Source organism: Candidatus Binataceae bacterium, from assembly GCA_036495685.1.
In the GTDB taxonomy this organism is placed as follows: Bacteria; Desulfobacterota; Binatia; order Binatales; family Binataceae; genus JAFAHS01.
Genome location: DASXMJ010000119.1, coordinates 1 through 16,224, shown reverse-complemented (window position 1 = coordinate 16,224; position 16,224 = coordinate 1). Strand labels below are relative to the sequence as shown.

Annotated in this window: 20 protein-coding genes; 5 read left to right on the top strand and 15 right to left on the bottom strand. The window is 61.0% G+C overall.

Features of this window, described 5'->3' with window-relative positions; translation table 11 throughout:
* Window positions 1-1,765, top strand: a 1,765-nt coding sequence (locus VGI36_12085) for a glycosyltransferase family 39 protein (GenBank protein ID HEY2485883.1), incomplete at its 5' end; no start/stop codon positions are given.
* Here VGI36_12085 and VGI36_12080 read toward each other — a convergent pair.
* On the bottom strand, window positions 1,651-2,451 hold the full coding sequence (locus VGI36_12080; GenBank protein HEY2485882.1) for a Sir2 family NAD-dependent protein deacetylase: 801 nt from the start codon (window positions 2,449-2,451) through the stop codon (window positions 1,651-1,653). The two genes, VGI36_12085 and VGI36_12080, sit on opposite strands and share 115 nt — an antisense overlap.
* Before the next feature lie 96 nt (window positions 2,452-2,547).
* Here VGI36_12080 and VGI36_12075 point away from each other — a divergent pair, with 96 nt between their 5' ends.
* Window positions 2,548-2,985, top strand: coding sequence for a GNAT family N-acetyltransferase (locus VGI36_12075; protein HEY2485881.1), 438 nt, complete (start codon window positions 2,548-2,550; stop codon window positions 2,983-2,985).
* Here the strand turns inward: VGI36_12075 and VGI36_12070 are convergent.
* Both VGI36_12070 and VGI36_12065 read right to left on the bottom strand, forming a co-directional pair.
* A complete protein-coding gene (locus tag VGI36_12070; protein HEY2485880.1) occupies window positions 2,982-3,821 on the bottom strand; it encodes an alpha/beta hydrolase in 840 nt (279 codons plus the stop codon). The two genes, VGI36_12075 and VGI36_12070, sit on opposite strands and share 4 nt — an antisense overlap.
* Complete coding sequence (locus VGI36_12065; protein HEY2485879.1) at window positions 3,818-4,558, bottom strand: alpha/beta hydrolase; 741 nt, start codon at window positions 4,556-4,558, stop codon at window positions 3,818-3,820. The genes VGI36_12070 and VGI36_12065 overlap by 4 nt, the downstream gene beginning before the upstream one ends.
* Before the next feature lie 176 nt (window positions 4,559-4,734).
* On the opposite strand from VGI36_12065, the gene VGI36_12060 reads away from it, so the two are divergent.
* A complete protein-coding gene (locus VGI36_12060) occupies window positions 4,735-5,322 on the top strand; it encodes a tetratricopeptide repeat protein (protein ID HEY2485878.1) in 588 nt (195 codons plus the stop codon).
* On the opposite strand, the gene VGI36_12055 is transcribed toward VGI36_12060, so the two are convergent.
* From VGI36_12055 to VGI36_12020, 8 genes are all read right to left on the bottom strand, one after another.
* The gene (locus VGI36_12055) at window positions 5,317-5,721 is read right to left on the bottom strand and encodes a hypothetical protein (GenBank protein HEY2485877.1); all 405 of its coding nucleotides are present in this window, start codon (window positions 5,719-5,721) and stop codon (window positions 5,317-5,319) included. The genes VGI36_12060 and VGI36_12055 overlap by 6 nt on opposite strands.
* Window positions 5,711-6,160: a zf-HC2 domain-containing protein gene (locus VGI36_12050; protein HEY2485876.1), complete on the bottom strand. Its 450-nt coding sequence runs from the start codon at window positions 6,158-6,160 to the stop codon at window positions 5,711-5,713. The genes VGI36_12055 and VGI36_12050 overlap by 11 nt, the downstream gene beginning before the upstream one ends.
* Window positions 6,157-6,759: an RNA polymerase sigma factor gene (locus VGI36_12045; protein HEY2485875.1), complete on the bottom strand. Its 603-nt coding sequence runs from the start codon at window positions 6,757-6,759 to the stop codon at window positions 6,157-6,159. The genes VGI36_12050 and VGI36_12045 overlap by 4 nt, the downstream gene beginning before the upstream one ends.
* A 127-nt stretch (window positions 6,760-6,886) precedes the next feature.
* Entirely contained in the window at window positions 6,887-7,501 is a 615-nt protein-coding gene (locus VGI36_12040) for a nucleotidyltransferase family protein (protein HEY2485874.1), read from the bottom strand.
* Window positions 7,502-7,518: 17 nt separating this feature from the next.
* Window positions 7,519-8,667, bottom strand: coding sequence for an XdhC family protein (locus tag VGI36_12035; GenBank protein HEY2485873.1), 1,149 nt, complete (start codon window positions 8,665-8,667; stop codon window positions 7,519-7,521).
* Between the two features lie 36 nt (window positions 8,668-8,703).
* Complete coding sequence (locus tag VGI36_12030; GenBank protein ID HEY2485872.1) at window positions 8,704-9,012, bottom strand: hypothetical protein; 309 nt, start codon at window positions 9,010-9,012, stop codon at window positions 8,704-8,706.
* A 5-nt stretch (window positions 9,013-9,017) separates the two neighbouring features.
* Window positions 9,018-9,464, bottom strand: a complete 447-nt coding sequence (locus tag VGI36_12025) for a peroxiredoxin (protein HEY2485871.1) — start codon at window positions 9,462-9,464, stop codon at window positions 9,018-9,020.
* Window positions 9,465-9,497: 33 nt separating this feature from the next.
* Window positions 9,498-10,028: a tetratricopeptide repeat protein gene (locus VGI36_12020; GenBank protein HEY2485870.1), complete on the bottom strand. Its 531-nt coding sequence runs from the start codon at window positions 10,026-10,028 to the stop codon at window positions 9,498-9,500.
* A 150-nt stretch (window positions 10,029-10,178) separates the two neighbouring features.
* Here VGI36_12020 and VGI36_12015 point away from each other — a divergent pair, with 150 nt between their 5' ends.
* Window positions 10,179-11,120: a hypothetical protein gene (locus VGI36_12015; protein ID HEY2485869.1), complete on the top strand. Its 942-nt coding sequence runs from the start codon at window positions 10,179-10,181 to the stop codon at window positions 11,118-11,120.
* A gap of 83 nt (window positions 11,121-11,203) precedes the next feature.
* Here the strand turns inward: VGI36_12015 and VGI36_12010 are convergent, their stop codons facing one another.
* The 4 genes from VGI36_12010 to VGI36_11995 all read right to left on the bottom strand — a co-directional run bounded on the left by VGI36_12010 (window position 11,204) and on the right by VGI36_11995 (window position 15,381).
* Window positions 11,204-13,465 (bottom strand): cation:proton antiporter, encoded by a 2,262-nt coding sequence (locus tag VGI36_12010; GenBank protein HEY2485868.1) that lies wholly within the window; start codon window positions 13,463-13,465, stop codon window positions 11,204-11,206.
* Window positions 13,466-13,703: 238 nt separating this feature from the next.
* Window positions 13,704-14,471: a hypothetical protein gene (locus VGI36_12005; protein ID HEY2485867.1), complete on the bottom strand. Its 768-nt coding sequence runs from the start codon at window positions 14,469-14,471 to the stop codon at window positions 13,704-13,706.
* 85 nt (window positions 14,472-14,556) lie between these two features.
* Window positions 14,557-14,991 (bottom strand): heme-binding domain-containing protein, encoded by a 435-nt coding sequence (locus tag VGI36_12000; GenBank protein ID HEY2485866.1) that lies wholly within the window; start codon window positions 14,989-14,991, stop codon window positions 14,557-14,559.
* A gap of 48 nt (window positions 14,992-15,039) precedes the next feature.
* On the bottom strand, window positions 15,040-15,381 hold the full coding sequence (locus tag VGI36_11995) for a cupredoxin domain-containing protein (GenBank protein ID HEY2485865.1): 342 nt from the start codon (window positions 15,379-15,381) through the stop codon (window positions 15,040-15,042).
* A gap of 538 nt (window positions 15,382-15,919) precedes the next feature.
* Between VGI36_11995 and VGI36_11990 the strand changes: the two genes are divergently transcribed.
* Window positions 15,920-16,224: class I SAM-dependent methyltransferase (locus VGI36_11990; protein HEY2485864.1), on the top strand; the 305-nt coding region annotated here is incomplete at its 3' end.

Below are 16,224 nucleotides of genomic sequence, written 5' to 3'. Positions count from 1 at the left end.
TCCGCTCTACACCAAAGGCGAACCTCGAGAGGCCGTGACCGTGTTCGATATGGTGCACGGCGGTGGGATCATCCTGCCGATGCGCGCCGGAGTGGAGATTCCCTCAAAGCCGTTACTCATGCACTGGATGGCTGCGGCCCTGTCGTTTGCTTTGGGCGGAGTGAGCGAATTGAGCGTGCGCCTTCCGTCCGCGCTCCTGGCAATCGCGGGTATGGTGATTTGCTACTTATACGTCCGCAGGTTGTTCGACGAGAAAATCGCCCTGCTCGCCGCGGTGTTTCTGGGAACTACGTTTCAATATCTGCAAGCAGGCACCGGCGCGCGCGTCGACATGACGCTGACGTTTTTCCTGGAGGTTGCGCTTTTCGAGTTCATCGCTATCGCCGAAGGCATCACTTCGCGGCGCATGCTCCTTTACGTGGCAATCTCGTTTGCAATTCTGGCCAAAGGGCCGGTTGGTCTGATTCTCCCGATGCTGGTGGCGCTGGCATGGATCCTCCTTGAACGGCGTCGGGGGGTGATTCCCAAGTTGAGGGTGTTTAGAGGCGCCCTCGTCGTCGCGCTGGTGGGGGGAGGATGGTATTTCGCGGCGGCTTACGTTGGGGGAATCGATTTCGTGCATAAGCAGTTATGGGCGGAAAACCTGGAGCGCTTCATGGGAGGTGCCGGGTTCCACGAAGGTCATGTTCATCCGTTCTATTACCTCGAATTCGCCTTGCTCGGAGGATTTCTGCCCTGGACTGTTTTGCTGCCGACCCCTCTGATACAGGCCTTCACTCGTGGGCCAAAGCTCGGTCCGCGATTTGTCTACCTCCTCGTTTGGGCAGGGGTCGTCCTGCTTTTCTACAGCTTTGCTCAGAGCAAACGCGGCGTTTATCTTCTGGCTCTCTACCCTGCCTTGGCTACCCTGCTGGCGGTTTGCGTAGCCGACGCGATCGCGAACCCTTCCGAACCGATGCGCCGGTTCGTCCAAATCGTCGGATATCTGACCGGAATCACGATGTTGATTACCGGAATTGCGGCCTTGGTCGGACTCGCAGTGATAATCGTGTCACCACTCACGATGCATGACTTTCTGGCGTTTTGGGGAATCACGGCTCGCGGCTTCGTGCCCGCGCTGAGCGCCGAAATCGCAGCGCGCTGGGCGCTGGCTGCTTCGGCACCGATCGCGCTTGAAGTCCTGGGAGTCATGGCCCTGCGCGGGGCATTGTCGATGGAGCGGCTGGTGGCGGCGGTGGTCGGTGCCACCGTTTTGGGAGTGTTGGCGGCGAACTTCATCGTCGTGCCCGCCATCGCCAACACCCTGTCCCTGCGCGAATTTGCCCTCGAGATGGTGAATACGGTCGGCTCGGATAGCGTCGGCTACCTCGGCGCGCTGGATTACGACGTGGCATTTTACAGCGCGCGGACCATACCGATCGTGCACTTGGACGATCCGGACTTGCCGGACTACCTGATCAGCTGGGAGACTATCTACGCGCGGCTTCCTGAAAAAGACCGGGCACTCTTCGCGGTGGCGCTGACCAGCAATCCAACGGCGCTTGATGGCAGTGGTGCGATGGTATTGCTGCGGCGGACAAACCATCCCCCATCGCCCGCATCGAACTCATTACAAGTGCGAACCAATGGAATGCGTCGCGAGGCAACCCCTCACGAGGCGCGGGAACGGCGCAGCGCCGAGACCGCCTTGACCAACTTGGGCAGCACCTCCGCCGAGCCGCCGCCAAGGCTGACCTCGCAGATCGGGGTGATTTCGGAGTCGTAGAGGTTTACCTCGACCATCACCCCACCACGCTGCTTAACCTCCAGGGCAAATCCCGCTGCGGGATAAACGGTGGCCGAAGTTCCGGCCACGATCACGAGGTCAGCTTTTCCCGCATGTACAGCGCACTGCTTGAGCACATCAATGGGAATCGGCTCGCCGAAGGAAACCGTGTCGGTCTTGAGGATGCCATCGCATTCGGGACAGCGAGGCGGCAGCACGCTTAGATCGATCTGCTCGCGCCGAAAGCGCAGCGTGCACTCCAGACATCGAATCAGCTTCCAATTGCCGTGAATCTCGGCGAGCGATTTCTGTCCCGCCTGCCGATGAAGGTCGTCGACATTCTGTGTAATCACGAAACGCAGGAGCCCCAGAGCTTCGAGCTCCGCCAGAGCGAAGTGCCCCGGGTTCGGCTTGGCCTCCGTGAGGGGTTTGTAGAACTCGTCGTTTCGGCTGCTCAGGCGTTCTTCCCAGGCCTTCCTGGGATCAGCCATGAAGCGCTGGAACTGATTCATGGGCGGTTCGCCGTACTTGGTCCACAGCCCGCCTGGACCGCGAAACGGCGGTATACCGCTTTCGACCGACATGCCGGCCCCGGTCAGCGCGATCGGGTAGCTCGCATCGAGAATTACCTCTGCGGCACGTTGAATCTCGGCAGCAGTTGCCTTTCTCGGCTTTTCGGTCTCCACGATGCTCCCCCCGGACCTCGTCGCAGGGTAGCACATGCGCGAACAATCGCGGCAACCCATTTGACCGTGTGGGAGGGGCCGCGCTAGGAGCATGGCATGGCTTGCGTTGTGCGCGTCGTTGCGATCGAATCTGCCGAACGATTGGTCGACGCCCACGCCATACGGCGGCGCGTCTTCATCGAAGAGCAGCATGTTCCGGAGGAGCTCGAGTTGGACGAGGACGACCAACATGCGGTTCACGCCCTTGCACTGATGGATGGCCGCGCGGTGGGTTGCGGCCGGTTCGTCGCCCACGGCGCGGTCGACGTAAAGATCGGAAGAATGGCGGTACTCGCGGAGGTGCGCGGCACTGGTATCGGGCAAGCTATTCTCGAATTTCTACTGAACGAAGCACGTCAGCGCGGCTTTTCGCGGGCGGTGCTGCACGCCCAGCTATCCGCGGAAGGGTTCTATCTCAAGCAGGGTTTTCTACCCGTTGGCGAGGTGTTTGAAGAAGCCGGAATTTCGCATCGTAAAATGGAACGGTCGCTCTAGCCGCTCTGCGGCAGGCTTGCGACGAATTCCCGGATGGCTTTGGCCACCGCGGCGGGTTTCTCCAGCAACAGGTGATGGTGCGCCGCGGGTATGGTAACCAGTCGCACCCGAGGATTGGCCACACACGCTGCTGCGGCCGCCTCGGCCGTCATGATTCGACTCAGTTCCGCTCGCAGCAGCAATGTCGGGATGCGAATCTTTTTGATCGCCTCCATCGGGTTGATACCGTCGCCGCCAAAAAAACTTTCGCGATCAAACTTCATCGTCCAGCGGCCATCCTCGGTGGCGACCAGGCTTTTTTCGGCAATCCTCTGCAAGGTCGCGGCGGGAATGTGCCCCTCGTTCGGCATCAGCCGAAAGCGCGCCTTAGCCGTGTCCAGGTCCGGGTAGGTCACCAGGGGCAGGGACTTAAGCCGGCGCAGGAACCTATCCCGCCCGCGACTGGAGGTAATCGCGGCGTCGATCACGACCGTCGCTCGCCCCAAGGTTCCATGATGCGCCGCGAAGGCAAGCGTGCTCAGACCACCCATGCTGTGCCCCACCAGGATCGGCCGGTCATCAGCGCGAACAACCTGGCGCAAGAATCCTACCAGGTCATGTGCATAGTCCGCCGGGGTGTAGGCGGCTGGCCGAACCCATTCGCTGTCCCCGTGGCCGCGCTGGTCAAGGGCGAGCAGCCGAAACTGCCTCGGCATCTCGCGCGCGACCGGTTCCCACCACCATGCGTTGGCAGAATTTCCGTGCAGCAGAACCACGCTGGTTGGACCGGACGGGTTCCACTGCAAGTAATGGAGGCGCGGACGGGCATCGGTGAGATGGCTCGAGGCTCGAGTCATAGAAGAGTGGCGGTGAACTTCTTGAGCGCCGCGATGAGTGCCTCGGGATTATCCAGCATCACGTGATGGAACGAATCATCGATCTGCTCAAGATTTCCCTTCGGCAAGGTCGCGACCATCCGCCGAGCCGCATTGATATCGAGTACGGGGCTTTTGGTAACCTTCACGATCAGGGCGGGACACGAAATCTGCGACAACTGATCCCAGACTTGTACCGGCTCCCGGCTAAGGGTGCGGCGATCGAGCTTGTGAGTCCAGCTCCCGTCTTCGAGTCGCCGGTAAGTGTGATGAGCGATGAGCTCGAGCGTCTCCTTCTTCGCGAGCGTCTCCCGGGGCATAACTTTGAAGCTGCGAACCGCCGCCTCCATCGATTCGAAGCGGCGCGGCGGTTTCACGGCATAGGTGCGAAGGAACTCGACCGCAAATCGGGAATAGTCGGGCGGAGTGTCGATCGCGACCATGGCGCGGAGTTTTTTGCTGTTTCGGGAAGCATAGACCAGCACGTTGTGTGCCCCCATCGAATGGCCGATCAGCACGGGGGCGCCCAATCCCCAATGGTCGATAATCTGCTCGAGGTCCGCAACGTAGTCGAGCGAACTGTACTGCCATTCTTTGGGCCATTCACTCTCCCCATGGCCCCGCTGATCGAGCGCGAGAGCGTGAAAATCCGCCACAAAGGCCGGCGCTATGAAGTCCCACCAATGAGCGTGCGCTGAACCGCCGTGTATGAAAAGCATGGGCGGTTTTCCCTCGCCACCATGGTCGAGGCAGTTGAGGACCAGTCCGTTAGCTCGAAAACGAAGTTCCTTCATTTTGCCCTGTCCGGCTACCTCCAAAAGCAAGTCCCGAATATCAATGTCCTTGCCGGAGCGCCTTTGCAACCCGCTCCGTTCGTGTCACGATTTGGTAGTCGATGGCGTCGTCCAAGCTTCCCCCCCATTGCAAGTGGAACCGTCCGCGTCGGGCCGGCGGCATACTGGGCTCATTGCTCCTGGTCCTGATCCTTCCGCTGGGTGTCGCGCACGCGCAGGACAATGCCGCGAAAGCTCGGGCTTTGGTCGGCTCCGCGATCCAGATGACCAACAGCGATGAGGCAGTGAAACTCCTGTGGCAGGCCACTGAAATCGATCCGACGCTGGAAGATCCATACGTCTATCTGGGCGTCTATTACAATTCGCGGTCCGATTTCGCGAGCATGGTGAAGGTCTACCAGAAGCTCATAAAATACCGGCCCAACGAGGTGAGCGCTTACCTGAACATCGGGGAGGCATACATGTCTTTCACCCCTCCGCGACTGCAGGAAGCCTTGGGTTACTATCAGAAAGCGTATGCGCTTGATCCCAAGAACTCGTGGACGGCGCTCAGGATCGGGGAAATTTTCGCTCAGAACGGCAATCGCGAAGAAGCGACGAAGTACTTGAGAGTGGCACTCGCGGATACCAAGAACTCCGCGGCTTCCGCCGAAGCCGAGAGGCTGTTGCGCCAGATGGGTACGTTATGAACCGCCGCCGGGCGGCCCAGGCGCATGTTCGTGGCGCCTTCCGCCCTGCCACTCGTCGCGCGCCTGGTAGGGCAGAAAATCGCGATCGAACTTTTCCTGCTGCTCGGGAGTCAGGGTCGCACGGATTTGATGCATGGCCTGGAGAAACGTCTCGTGCCGCAGCCGGCGGAACTCCTGCTCATGCTGCATTATTTGAAGTCGGGCATCCCTCATGATGTCCCGAATCCGCGAGCGCTGAGCGGAAGTAAGGTTCAGCTCACGATCCATCCTGGCCACGAATGGTTCCCCCGGCACTCGCAATATCCGGTAACGATAGGCAAGCGTGCTGGCGACGAAACCAACCAGGAGCGCGGCCGCCACCGCGAACACCATCGTCCAGGCGTTGAATCTATCCGGCAAGGTCCTCGCTCGACGGATACAGGTCGGGGCCGAAAATCTGGGTGGCAATCGGTTCGGTGCTCAGCTCATCATTTAGGGTGTCAACCGGCGTCGTCACGGAGAAGTAGGCGGCGAGCGACGCGGCGATAAGGACCATTGCCGCGGCGCTCATCGCAAGCCCGCGGCGCGGAACAAATTCGCCCCGTACGACCCCACCCGACCGTCGTGCGCGCGTGCCGCGCGCGCTCTGACCTTGGGCGTGGGTGCGCGCAGGCGGTTCGCCGATCGAGTGCAACACCGGAGCGCCAACGGCAAAATTGCGGAAGGCGCGATCGCACTTGGCACATCCCACCAGGTGATTCACCAGCGCCGCGCGGCGCTCTGCCGCCAACTCCCGCCGCCAGAAAGCAGGGAATTCCTGTCTTGCCTCGAAGCAGTTGATCATTGTGTCTGTTGTCACGAGAATCGTTCTCTTTTTCCGGCCGCCCGCATCCGGTCGGCCTGCTTGCGCAGCGCTTGTCTGGCCCGGAAGGCGCGAATCTTAACCTTTGCCTCGCTCCAGCCCATGATTTCCGCGATTTCGCTGACGCTCAGCTCTTCGCTGTCCCTCAGGACCAAAACCGTCCGGTCCTCAGCTCGAAGGCTATCGAGCAGGCGGTGAGCCAAGTCGTGCGCCTCGCGTCGCTCCTCGGCTGCGGCAACTATTTCCTCGGGCGTCGCCTCGTTAACCAGGTTCATCCATTGAACTTCGGGCGCGGAGAAATCCGCGACCAGGTCTTCCGGACGGCGACGCCTGCGCCTGAGCTCGTCATAGCACAGGTTGGTCACAATCGCGCGGAGCCACCCTCCAAACGGCATCTCGCGGCGGTAGGTGGCCAGCGCGGTGTAGGCTCGGATGAAGCATTCCTGCGCGAGGTCGCGAGCGATTTCCGGGTCCGAGAAAAACCGCTGGCACAGTCGTTCCACGCGCGGACGATGGCGGGCGGCCAACTCCGAAAAAGCGGCCGTCTCACCTTTGAGGATCTCGGCGATCAGTTCCTCATCGGTTCTAACGGCCAATCTCCAAGCGGTCTTTCTGCTCAGGGCGAGGCCCAGCATGGCTCTGTCTCATCATACGAACTCGCCGCGAGCCGGTTACAATTTGGACGGCCTTCGGGGCCAGCCGGTTAGCCATTGCGGGCGCTCCCTACCCGCGCCGGTCCGCGGGTGGCGGGGCTAGTCCGGCCCGTTTCAGGTCCTCAGGGGTATCCAGGTCCAGAGTGACCCCCGGATCTTCCACCTCGACATACACTACCCGGGCGGGGTCTGCATTCACCACGAAGCGAGCCCCCTCGCCCTCGGGGGCCGCGAGCAACTCCGAAAATACCCCTTTCGCAAACAGCACCGGATGTCCCCGGCGACCACGGTGGCAGGCGATCAGGATAGGCGCCCGCGTCACCTCGTACTTCTCGGCCAGGGCGCGAAAAGTTGCACCCTGCACCAGCGGATGATCGGCCAAGTGCACCAAGACACCATCGACATCCGAAGAGGTTGCACCAATTGCACATTTCAGTGAGGACAGCTGTCCCCGCTGGAAATCGGGGTTGTGCACGATTCTGAGTCGGCGACTGGCGGAAACTTCGTCCCGGACCGGTTGCTCGTAGGCCCCAGTCACCAGCACGACGGCACGCGCGACTTCCAGCATGGAGTGCAAGGTTCGGGTGAGGAAGGTGTCGTTACCGATACGCAAAAGCGGCTTGGGAAATCCCATCCGCCGCGACTCGCCAGCCGCCAGCAAAATCCCGTCGATTGTAGGCCGCATCACGCCGGCAGCTTTTTTCAAGCCGATGGTTTGAGGCGTCCTAGCTTGACGCCCAGATTGCCGATGTCGCGCGCGCCAGACCGGCGCTCGCGCACGATCTCGGCAATAATTGAGACGGCGATTTCCTCGGGAGTTTCCGCCGCGATGTCCATGCCCAGGGGCGCGTGGACCTGGTCGAGCAGCTCACGGGAGACGCCACTCTCCGCGATTCTTTCGAGGGTCGCCTTGACCCGCCGGCGCGACCCGATCATCCCGATGAACGCACCGCGCGAGTGTTGTAGGGCGGTGCGTAGTACTTCCTCGTCGAAGGAGTGGCCGCGGGTTACGGAGACCAGATAGCAATGCCGATCCAGGGTGAGAGCTTCGATCGCCGCTGCGAATGTACGGACCACGATTTGGTCGGCATTGGGAAATCGCTCGCGATTCGCAAACGACGCACGATCATCGATCACGGTCACGTGAAAGCCGAGCGTCGAGCCGAGCGCGGCAAGGGGCTGCGCGATATGACCGGCGCCCGCGATGACCAGACGCTGCGCGCCAGAAATAGGATCGAGGAATAGCCGCGGCCGCTCGCCATCGACACGGGTTACGGGATTGGCGCCGCCGTTGTCGCTGATCTCGATGAGTGCTGGCATTCCATCCCGAGTTCGCGCCACCAGTTGCCCCATCGCACGGGGGGGAATCTCCAGGGCGCTGATCAATCGACCCTCCTCGGTTGCAGTATCGACGATCGACTTCGCACCGACCGAACCCAGGTCAACACTATGCACCAGCGTGAGCAGCGCGGCAGGCCGATTGCGCTCCGCGGCGTCCGCGAGCTGGCGCACGGTCTCCAGGTCAGAAGCGGGCATCCAGATGTCAACGAATACATCCATGATGCCGCCACAAGTCCCAATCTGCTGCTGATCGAAGTCCCCGGTCAGATCGATCTCGGTGAGCCGGGCGCCCCGCCCCTCATCGAGCAGGAGACGCGCCTTGCGAAAGACCTCCGCCTCGCCGCACCCTCCACCGATGGTGCCGAACTGGCCATCGTCACGCACGATCATCTTGGCGCCGACCTCTCGGGGAGTCGATCCGCGCACGTTGATAACCGTCGCGAGGGCGAACTTTTGTCCGCGTTCGAGAGTTCGCTCGGCCTCCGGCCAAATCTGGTCAGGCCCCATCATGGTGCCATCCAAATTATCAGAAAATGGCGCACGATTTTATATGCCGAGGTGTGCGAGTATCGCGTTCGCTTTCGTCAGACTCTCCTCGGCACGGTCATATGCACCCGCGGCAATCTCCTGCTCGGCCCTGAGGTCGAGTTGTTGTGCCTCGTTCAACTTGGTCCGCTGGCCGGCGTCAGTCGAACCTTCGTCGCGCAGATGCGCCAGCTTGAGCGACACCTGGCGCTCGAGGCTTCGCAGCTCGGCCGGTGGCTGCTTGCCCGCATCGGCGGCCAGCAGAGAGCCGCTGGTTGCGGCCCCCACGACTGCGCCTAGTGAGAGAATCGCAAGACCCTTTAACCTCATCGGGATCATCCGTCGATGATGTCGGCCAAGACGCTGGCGGGATGGTCTCTGGGATCGACCCGCTCGTACGTCCGCGCGATCTGTCCTTGTTCGTCGATCAGAAAGCTCATCCGATTTGGCCAGGCCGCCTTGGGATCCTTGCAAGCGCCGTAGGCGAGTCCCAGCGTTCGATCGACGTCGCTGAGCAGGGGAAAATTGAAGGCATTTTTCTTCGCGAACGCGGCGTTCGCTTCCACGCCATCGAAGCTGGCGCCGAGGATCTGGATATTGTTTTCCTCGTAGTAGTTTTGATGGTCGCGGAACCCGCGACCCTCCGTCGTTCAGCCCGGGGTGTCTGCTGCAGGGTAAAACCACAGCAGCACCTTCCGACCCCGCAAATCGGCCAGTGCTATGGTCCGGCCGTCGTGCGCCGGCAGGGCAAAATCAGGAGCCCGATCACCCGCCTTGAGCATTTGTGTCCTCTCGTTTGACGGTTGGTACGGCAGTCAGTTCAACATCGCGCGCAGCCGCGCCAGCATCTGCATGCTAGCCTGATCGTTGGGCTCGATCTCCAGGGCCCGCGCGAATTCTGCGGCCGCCGCCGTGATCATGCCCTTGGCCGCGTACAGACGGCCGAGGTTTAAGTAGGGGAAATGACGCGGCTCGTAGCGAGCCGCCTGCTTGGCCCGCTCAAGCCAGGGGATCGCATCGTCGAGTTCGCCCTTGGCGATCAGGTACGCGCCGATGTCATTGTAGGGGTTGCCGTAGTCGGGGTCGATCTCGATGGCTTTGCGGCATTCCGCGATCGCGTCGTCGATTCGTCCCATGCGCTCGTAGGCCCAACCGCGAAACGTGTAGGCTTCGGCGGTTGGCCAGATCTGAATTGACCGGTTGTAGAATTCGATCGCTCCTTCGAGATCATCTTGCAGATGGCGCTGGTAGCCGGCATTCCACAGTTCCAGCGCAAGCTTCTTCTGCTCTTCCTCGTTCACCGGTTCACACTCGTAACGTCGCCGCGAGGGCAAATCAATCGACATTCAAGCGCGGCCTGATAACTTTGCGCAAGGTTTGCCCGGTTTAGTCTCGCCCTTGCCGCAATAGCGAGCTATGACGGCCGCGGTTTAAAGTTTTCGTGGCAGCCGAGCCCGAAAATCATCATACTCCGTTGCAGAGGTTGGCGTGAGTCAATGGCAATGACAGCTGCTGGCGATAACACGAATCGGTGGTTTCGCCGCGTCGCGCCGTTGTTGCCGCTGGGGGTGGTCTTCCTGGCCGCGGGGTGTGCACTAGCACCGAGCCCGTTGTCCACGGCGCGCAGCGAGCTGCGGGCGGGCAACTATACCGCAGCGCATCGCGAGCTGACTGCACTGGAAGGGCATCCGGAAAAGCTGAGTCCGGCCGAACTCCGCGAAGTAAAAGATGATCTGTGCGTCACCGAGTTTACCATCGGCCGTCCAAGCTATTCGCTTCGAGAGCAGCAGCGGGTATGCACCGAGGCGGCGGCCGAACCGGGCAGCCAGAGCGCTGACGTGCTCGCACGCATCGATGGCGCAATTGAGCAGGCCGACAATGACCAGGTGACCGCGGCGATCAAAGCGGGCGATCTGGCTGCCGCCGAGGCAGCCGTCGAAGATTACGAGTCGATGCCCGGAGCCAACCAAGTGCAGGTCGCCCGCTGGTCGAACCAGATGTGGACGCTGGTGGAGCAAAAAGACCAACGATCTAAGTCGCGCAGGGCGGTCCTGGGAAGCGCGATTGCCACCCTTAGGCGTGAACATGCCGACGCGCGGAAAATGAATGACGCGGAGTTCAAGCGCTGGGTCGTCACGACGGCAACCGTCGATGGCAAACCGCTGGTCTTCGATCCGCGGCTGGAGCGTGGACGGCTGAAACTCGACCTCATCGAACCCAACCTGTCAGCGGCGGCGCTGAATCTAGACAAGTTCGCGCTGATCAACGACGCGGTGGTGGCACGGTGCGGGTGCGATGGGCGCACCGACGTCGGAGTTGGCACCGGCGACTTGCCCGCGTACGTGGTTAGGCTTGACCCGGAGACTCGGGGTTCGGAAGTTCTAATCCTGCTAAGCGGAGCGAATCTCGGTCCCGCGCGGGGCGTGTCGATGCGTTAGTCGATGCGCGAAATCGATGCCATTCTTTCGGTTGGCCGCCGCTCCTTACCGAGCGCGATTTCTTACTGCAGGGTGAGTCGACATCACTGATCGCGTGCCTCGGTTTGACGGGTGTCCGCGCCCTGTACGACTACGATACAGCCGTCGCGTTCCGGGACGACGTTGATAGGCAGATTGATCTGATTGGCGGTGCCCGCGCCGAGAACCAGAAGTTCGCCGCGCACCTGGTGGAGAATGCTCCCCGATTCGCGGGTCCGCAAAATATCGGTATACAGCCACTGACCGGATATCCTGCTGGCGTCTCTCACCAGGGCCGTAAGCTCAGATGCCGGTTCCAAACCGTTATCGGCAACCAAGAGCGCATGCACGCTATAGTTTCTCGCGCGCGCGACGCGCACGGCGAGGTCGAGGGTAGCGCGACCATCCGCGATATCATCTACCAGGGCGAAGATGCGGCTTGAGTGCTGCAGATGGCCTCGCGAAACGATTCCCAGGTGGATCGAGGAGCCCGCCAGATTGCTCATTACCTGGCGGACCGTGCCGCCCATCTCGTTGGTGCCAAAAACCGGCTGATGTACCCCGATCATCAGCCAGGCCGCGCCGGCAGCCCGCGCCATCTCCACCAGATCGCGCCCCGGGTCGTCGCTCCACGCAGCCTGGGTTTCAACCGGAACGCCCAGACTGCGCGCACGTTCCATCACGGCCAGCAAAACCGGAGTCCTCGGAGCGACTCGCTCCTCGATCTCACGCAACCCTGACCGCACGCCACCCTCCGGGCGGCGAATCAGAGTCAGCACTCGCAGCGGGTGTCCCTCCACCGGGCTGGCCGCGGCCGCCAACTCGATCAAGGTGTCCACGGTGTGCGGGTTGGAAACCGCCGCGACCACAGGAGAATCGGGGAGTCGCTCCGCCGCCGAGGGCAAGGCCCGGGTACCTGCGGGCAACGACGGTTGCTCTTCGAATTCGCGCCGGCTTTCACCGGTAATGAGCAGGGAGAGGATCGGGGTCGTGGCGAAGGTGGTGACCAGCGCCATGATAACCAGCATCGCGAAAAGCTTGGGTGCGATCACACCGAGATCGAGCCCGATATTGAGCACGATCAGCTCCACCAGTCCCCGAGTGTTCATCAGGATTCCGAGCGCCGCCGAATCGCGCCACTTCAGTCCGGTGAGCCGCGCCGCAAGCGCGCTGCCGCCAAACTTTCCAATCGACGCGACCAGCACGATGAGCCCGCACATCATCCATTGGGCGGGCCCGGCGACCAGTGAGATCTGGGTGCGCAAGCCGGTAAAAGCAAAAAACGCCGGCAGCAGCATGACCACCAGGAGATCCTCGAGCCGATCGGTCAGGTCGCGTGCCATGCCGCTGTCATGGGGAATAACCGCGCCCAGGGCGAAAGCGCCGAATACCGCGTGAATGCCGATCAGATCGGTAAACAGTGCGGACGCGAGCAACGCTACGAACAATATCGCCATGACCCCTTGAGTGAGGCGGCCGCGATTTCCGTACAGGGTCGTCAGCCGGGTCATCAGGGGACGGATGATCAGAAGCAGAGTGGCGATGAAGGCAAGCGCCATCGCGATCGTCCAGATCGCACCGGCGGTCTTCGCCTGCACAATACTCACCACCACCGCCAGCAAACACCATGCGGTGACATCATCGACCGCGGCGCAGGTGAGGGTCATCGCGCCCATCCGCGAGCGGTGCATGCGACGATCGGTGAGAATCCGGGCCAGTACCGGAAACGCCGTCACCGACATCGATACGCCGAGAAACAGAGAGAACGAAGTAAATGAAACGCTGCGCGAGGAAAGCCGCGGATACAGGTACAAGGCGAGGAACGCGCCGGCGAGAAACGGGACCACGATGCTCGCGTGTGAAATGGCAACCGCGGCATGGCCACGTCGACGCAACAAGCTGGTGTCGAGTTCCAATCCGACCAGAAACATGTACAGGACCACGCCGATCTCGGCGAGAACTCCGAGCACCGGCACGACGGTCGGCGGAAACAAGTAACCGGCAACACCAGGGGTAACCCGCCCCAGCAGCGACGGGCCGAGCAGAATTCCCGCGATGATCTCTCCCACGACCGGCGGCTGTTGAAAGTAGGCAAACAGGGAGCCAACCGCGCGCGCGAGAACGATCACCACGACCAGCGCGAGCAAGACGTGCATCAGCACGTCGGGCTGATGGCCAACCGCTCGCGAGGGCAAGACAGACAGGGTTGCGACGGGTTGGTCCGGCAACAGAGTTTCGCCGTAAAGGCGGATGCCAAGGTAAATTCCGGCAGCCGCGACCAGCATCGATACATAAAAAGCGACGGCTCTGGTCTTTCCGGGATCCATCAAATTCATCGGGAAGGGCCAGTCGGAAGGTTCTGGCGAAAGGATTGCTGGAAAGCGGGTCTAAGGCAAATTATTTCCGCAGCCGGGCGTTGCCGGAGGGTAACAATGCGGCCTTCAGAGCAAACGCCGCCTCATTTTCTAGTCCGCGCTGGTTTCGCTCAGATCCCATGCCGAAACCAACCGCGAAAGAGCAGGTCGTTTCGGAGGCGGCGGTGATTTCCGAGCGCGGCGGACCACCCTAGAAGAACCACGAATTGTCGGGCGACGGGCCCAATAGCGCGCTGAGGTACTTTTCCACTTCAATGTTGAATTTCACGACCACGTGGTCCGAGTTTGGGGTCAGCCCGAAGCCGGGGCCGATGTTGTACTCGATTCCGTTGGCCAGCTCGCCCCACAGCACCGGGAAAATGTAGTGCTGTTGTTCCTGAAGAGGGTCGGTGTCGTCGAGCAGGCCGACCCCCCCGTAGAATTCGACGCCAGGCGACAGATGGCGCAGCCATCGATAGTAGACTCCGCTGCGGTAGCCGAATTCGAACCCCTGGTTTCGGCCCACTCCGGACAAAACTTTCTCGAAAAGCGGGTTCGCGACGAGCGACAGGCGGCCGAAGTCTTTTTCGATGATCGGCTTCAACTCGAGTTCCAGGTTGGCGTCGTCGAATTGCGGAGTCTTCCACCACTCCAGTTCCAGGTACCATCCCAGGTTAACCGGGAGGGTGTTTTCGTCGAATAGCTGTCCCCGCAGCCGATACTTGGAACCTGCGTACCACAGTCCATGACCGCGGACCTGGGCGAGGTTTAGGTACGCTGCCGCCTCGATGCGATCGGTCAAGCCGTAAGTTAGCTCGTATGCGTTGCGCCACATGCCCTGGCTGGGGAAATCACCAGCCGAGGTACCTGCGCCGGCGGAGTTGTGTCCGTTCGCCACCACTGAATTCAGGGTTTCGAGCTCAACCATCCCGCGTCCCAGGGTCTTGTACGGGTAAACCTCGAACTCGAATGCGTCCATTTGCGCTAGAGCGTAGCCCGGGTTGAACAGTACGAGGGCGGCAAACGCTCCAATTAAACGTAACCAACGACAAACTGACTTCAAGTCAATCACCTGCTTTCGATGCGGAGGATGCGGTGACCGACACAAGTTCCGTATCGATCCAACGCTCAAGTTGCGCCCGGACCTGCGGGCTCAGGCGCGAGGAGGGATGAATCAGCCGGTAGGACAGGGGTGGCATCACCTCCTGCTGGAGCGCACGTCCCATCCACTGGAGCTTTCGCCTGCGAGTGGCGGGATAGTAATCGCTCCACTCGGAGAAATTGAGTTGCCGACGGCCCAGCTCAATGTCCCGAGCGACCGCCCACGAGAACGGCGCAACGTGACCGTACCAGGGCCATTGAGTCTGATTGGAATGACAGTCGTAGCAAGAGCGCCGCAGCGTGTCTTGGATTTCGGGCGGTGCGGAAACCTCGCCCTTCGAGGGAGGGTTAGTCAGCCCCGAAGGCACCAGCTGAATTGCCACCAAGAGTGCGAGCATCGAGAAAACCGACCCGAGCTGAAGGTTTCGACGCATCCGAAGCCAACACTATTTTGCGACGATGCTGCCTTCCGGCACGTCCTGGTGAAAATCGTCGTAGAAGTCGTAAGCCCCGGCGCTCAGCTCAGGGAGACGGACGGTGATGGTTTCACCGGGTGTCACCACCTTCTCGCGATTGAGCTTGAAGCTCTCGAACTCGATGGTTTCCTTGCTGTCGTTGACCACCTTGATGGTCAGTTTCTGGCCGCTCGGCACGGTCAGCGTCTGAGGCGTGAACTTGTGGTTTTCGAAGCGGATTTCCTGCTCCTCCTGCGCACGCGCCCCGCCCACGCACGCGACCGCAATCGTCGCCGCCGCCATCGTCGTAAGGAACAGTTCGAAAGTTGTCATAGCTAATTGAGAGTGATTCTCAATATCGTACCTCGACAAGCGCTGTCAAGGACAGTTCGCCATCCCAAGCGCCTTGGATAAGGACCGAATCTTGAGGGACCAGCTACTAGTGGTTCGGGTCACGAACCAACGTCTGAGTTCTGTAGAATTTGCGCCGAGGCCTTTGTGAAGTCGCCGGAGTGCTTGACCACAAGACGTCAACCACCAGAGGGCTGGAGCTTAACGGACAGGACGGGGAGACGCCGAGTCAGGGAACCACCATCGGAAACGGCCAGGCCGGATCTTCTCAATTTGAAATTTCAATCTGACGCGCGTCTTGCCGCTGAACGGCCTGGCACCCGATTTTGGTCGTGGGCCGAAGCTATTCCGTCACCTTCGCTCCCGCTTCTGCCTTAACTCTGGATCCTGATGATTCTGTTCTTCACTGAACTGCGCTTTATTCCCGGGCGCTCGGTTCGCAGACAACATGGTAAGAGTCTGCCCGGCGCAATCCACCTGGGTGATTTCTCCGACGAAGTCAACGTCTTGAGAATCCGCCATGATGCAGTTTCAGGAAATCGAAAGGGCGGTGCTGATGGAGGTGTCCCGCCATCTCCGGGGCTCGCTCCACGGGCTTCGGCTTCTGGACATCGGTTGTGGAGAGGGCGGATGGATCCGCCAGTTCATCCATTGGGGTGCCCGACCGGAACTTATCTTTGGAATCGATGCAATCGAGGAACGCATCGCAGAAGCTCGCCATCTCACGCCCGCTGGAGTCACACTGATCTGCGGCAATGCCGCCGATCTCCAATTTGCAGACGAGTCCTTCGACCTGGTGATGCTGTTCGAATGCCTCTGCATAAT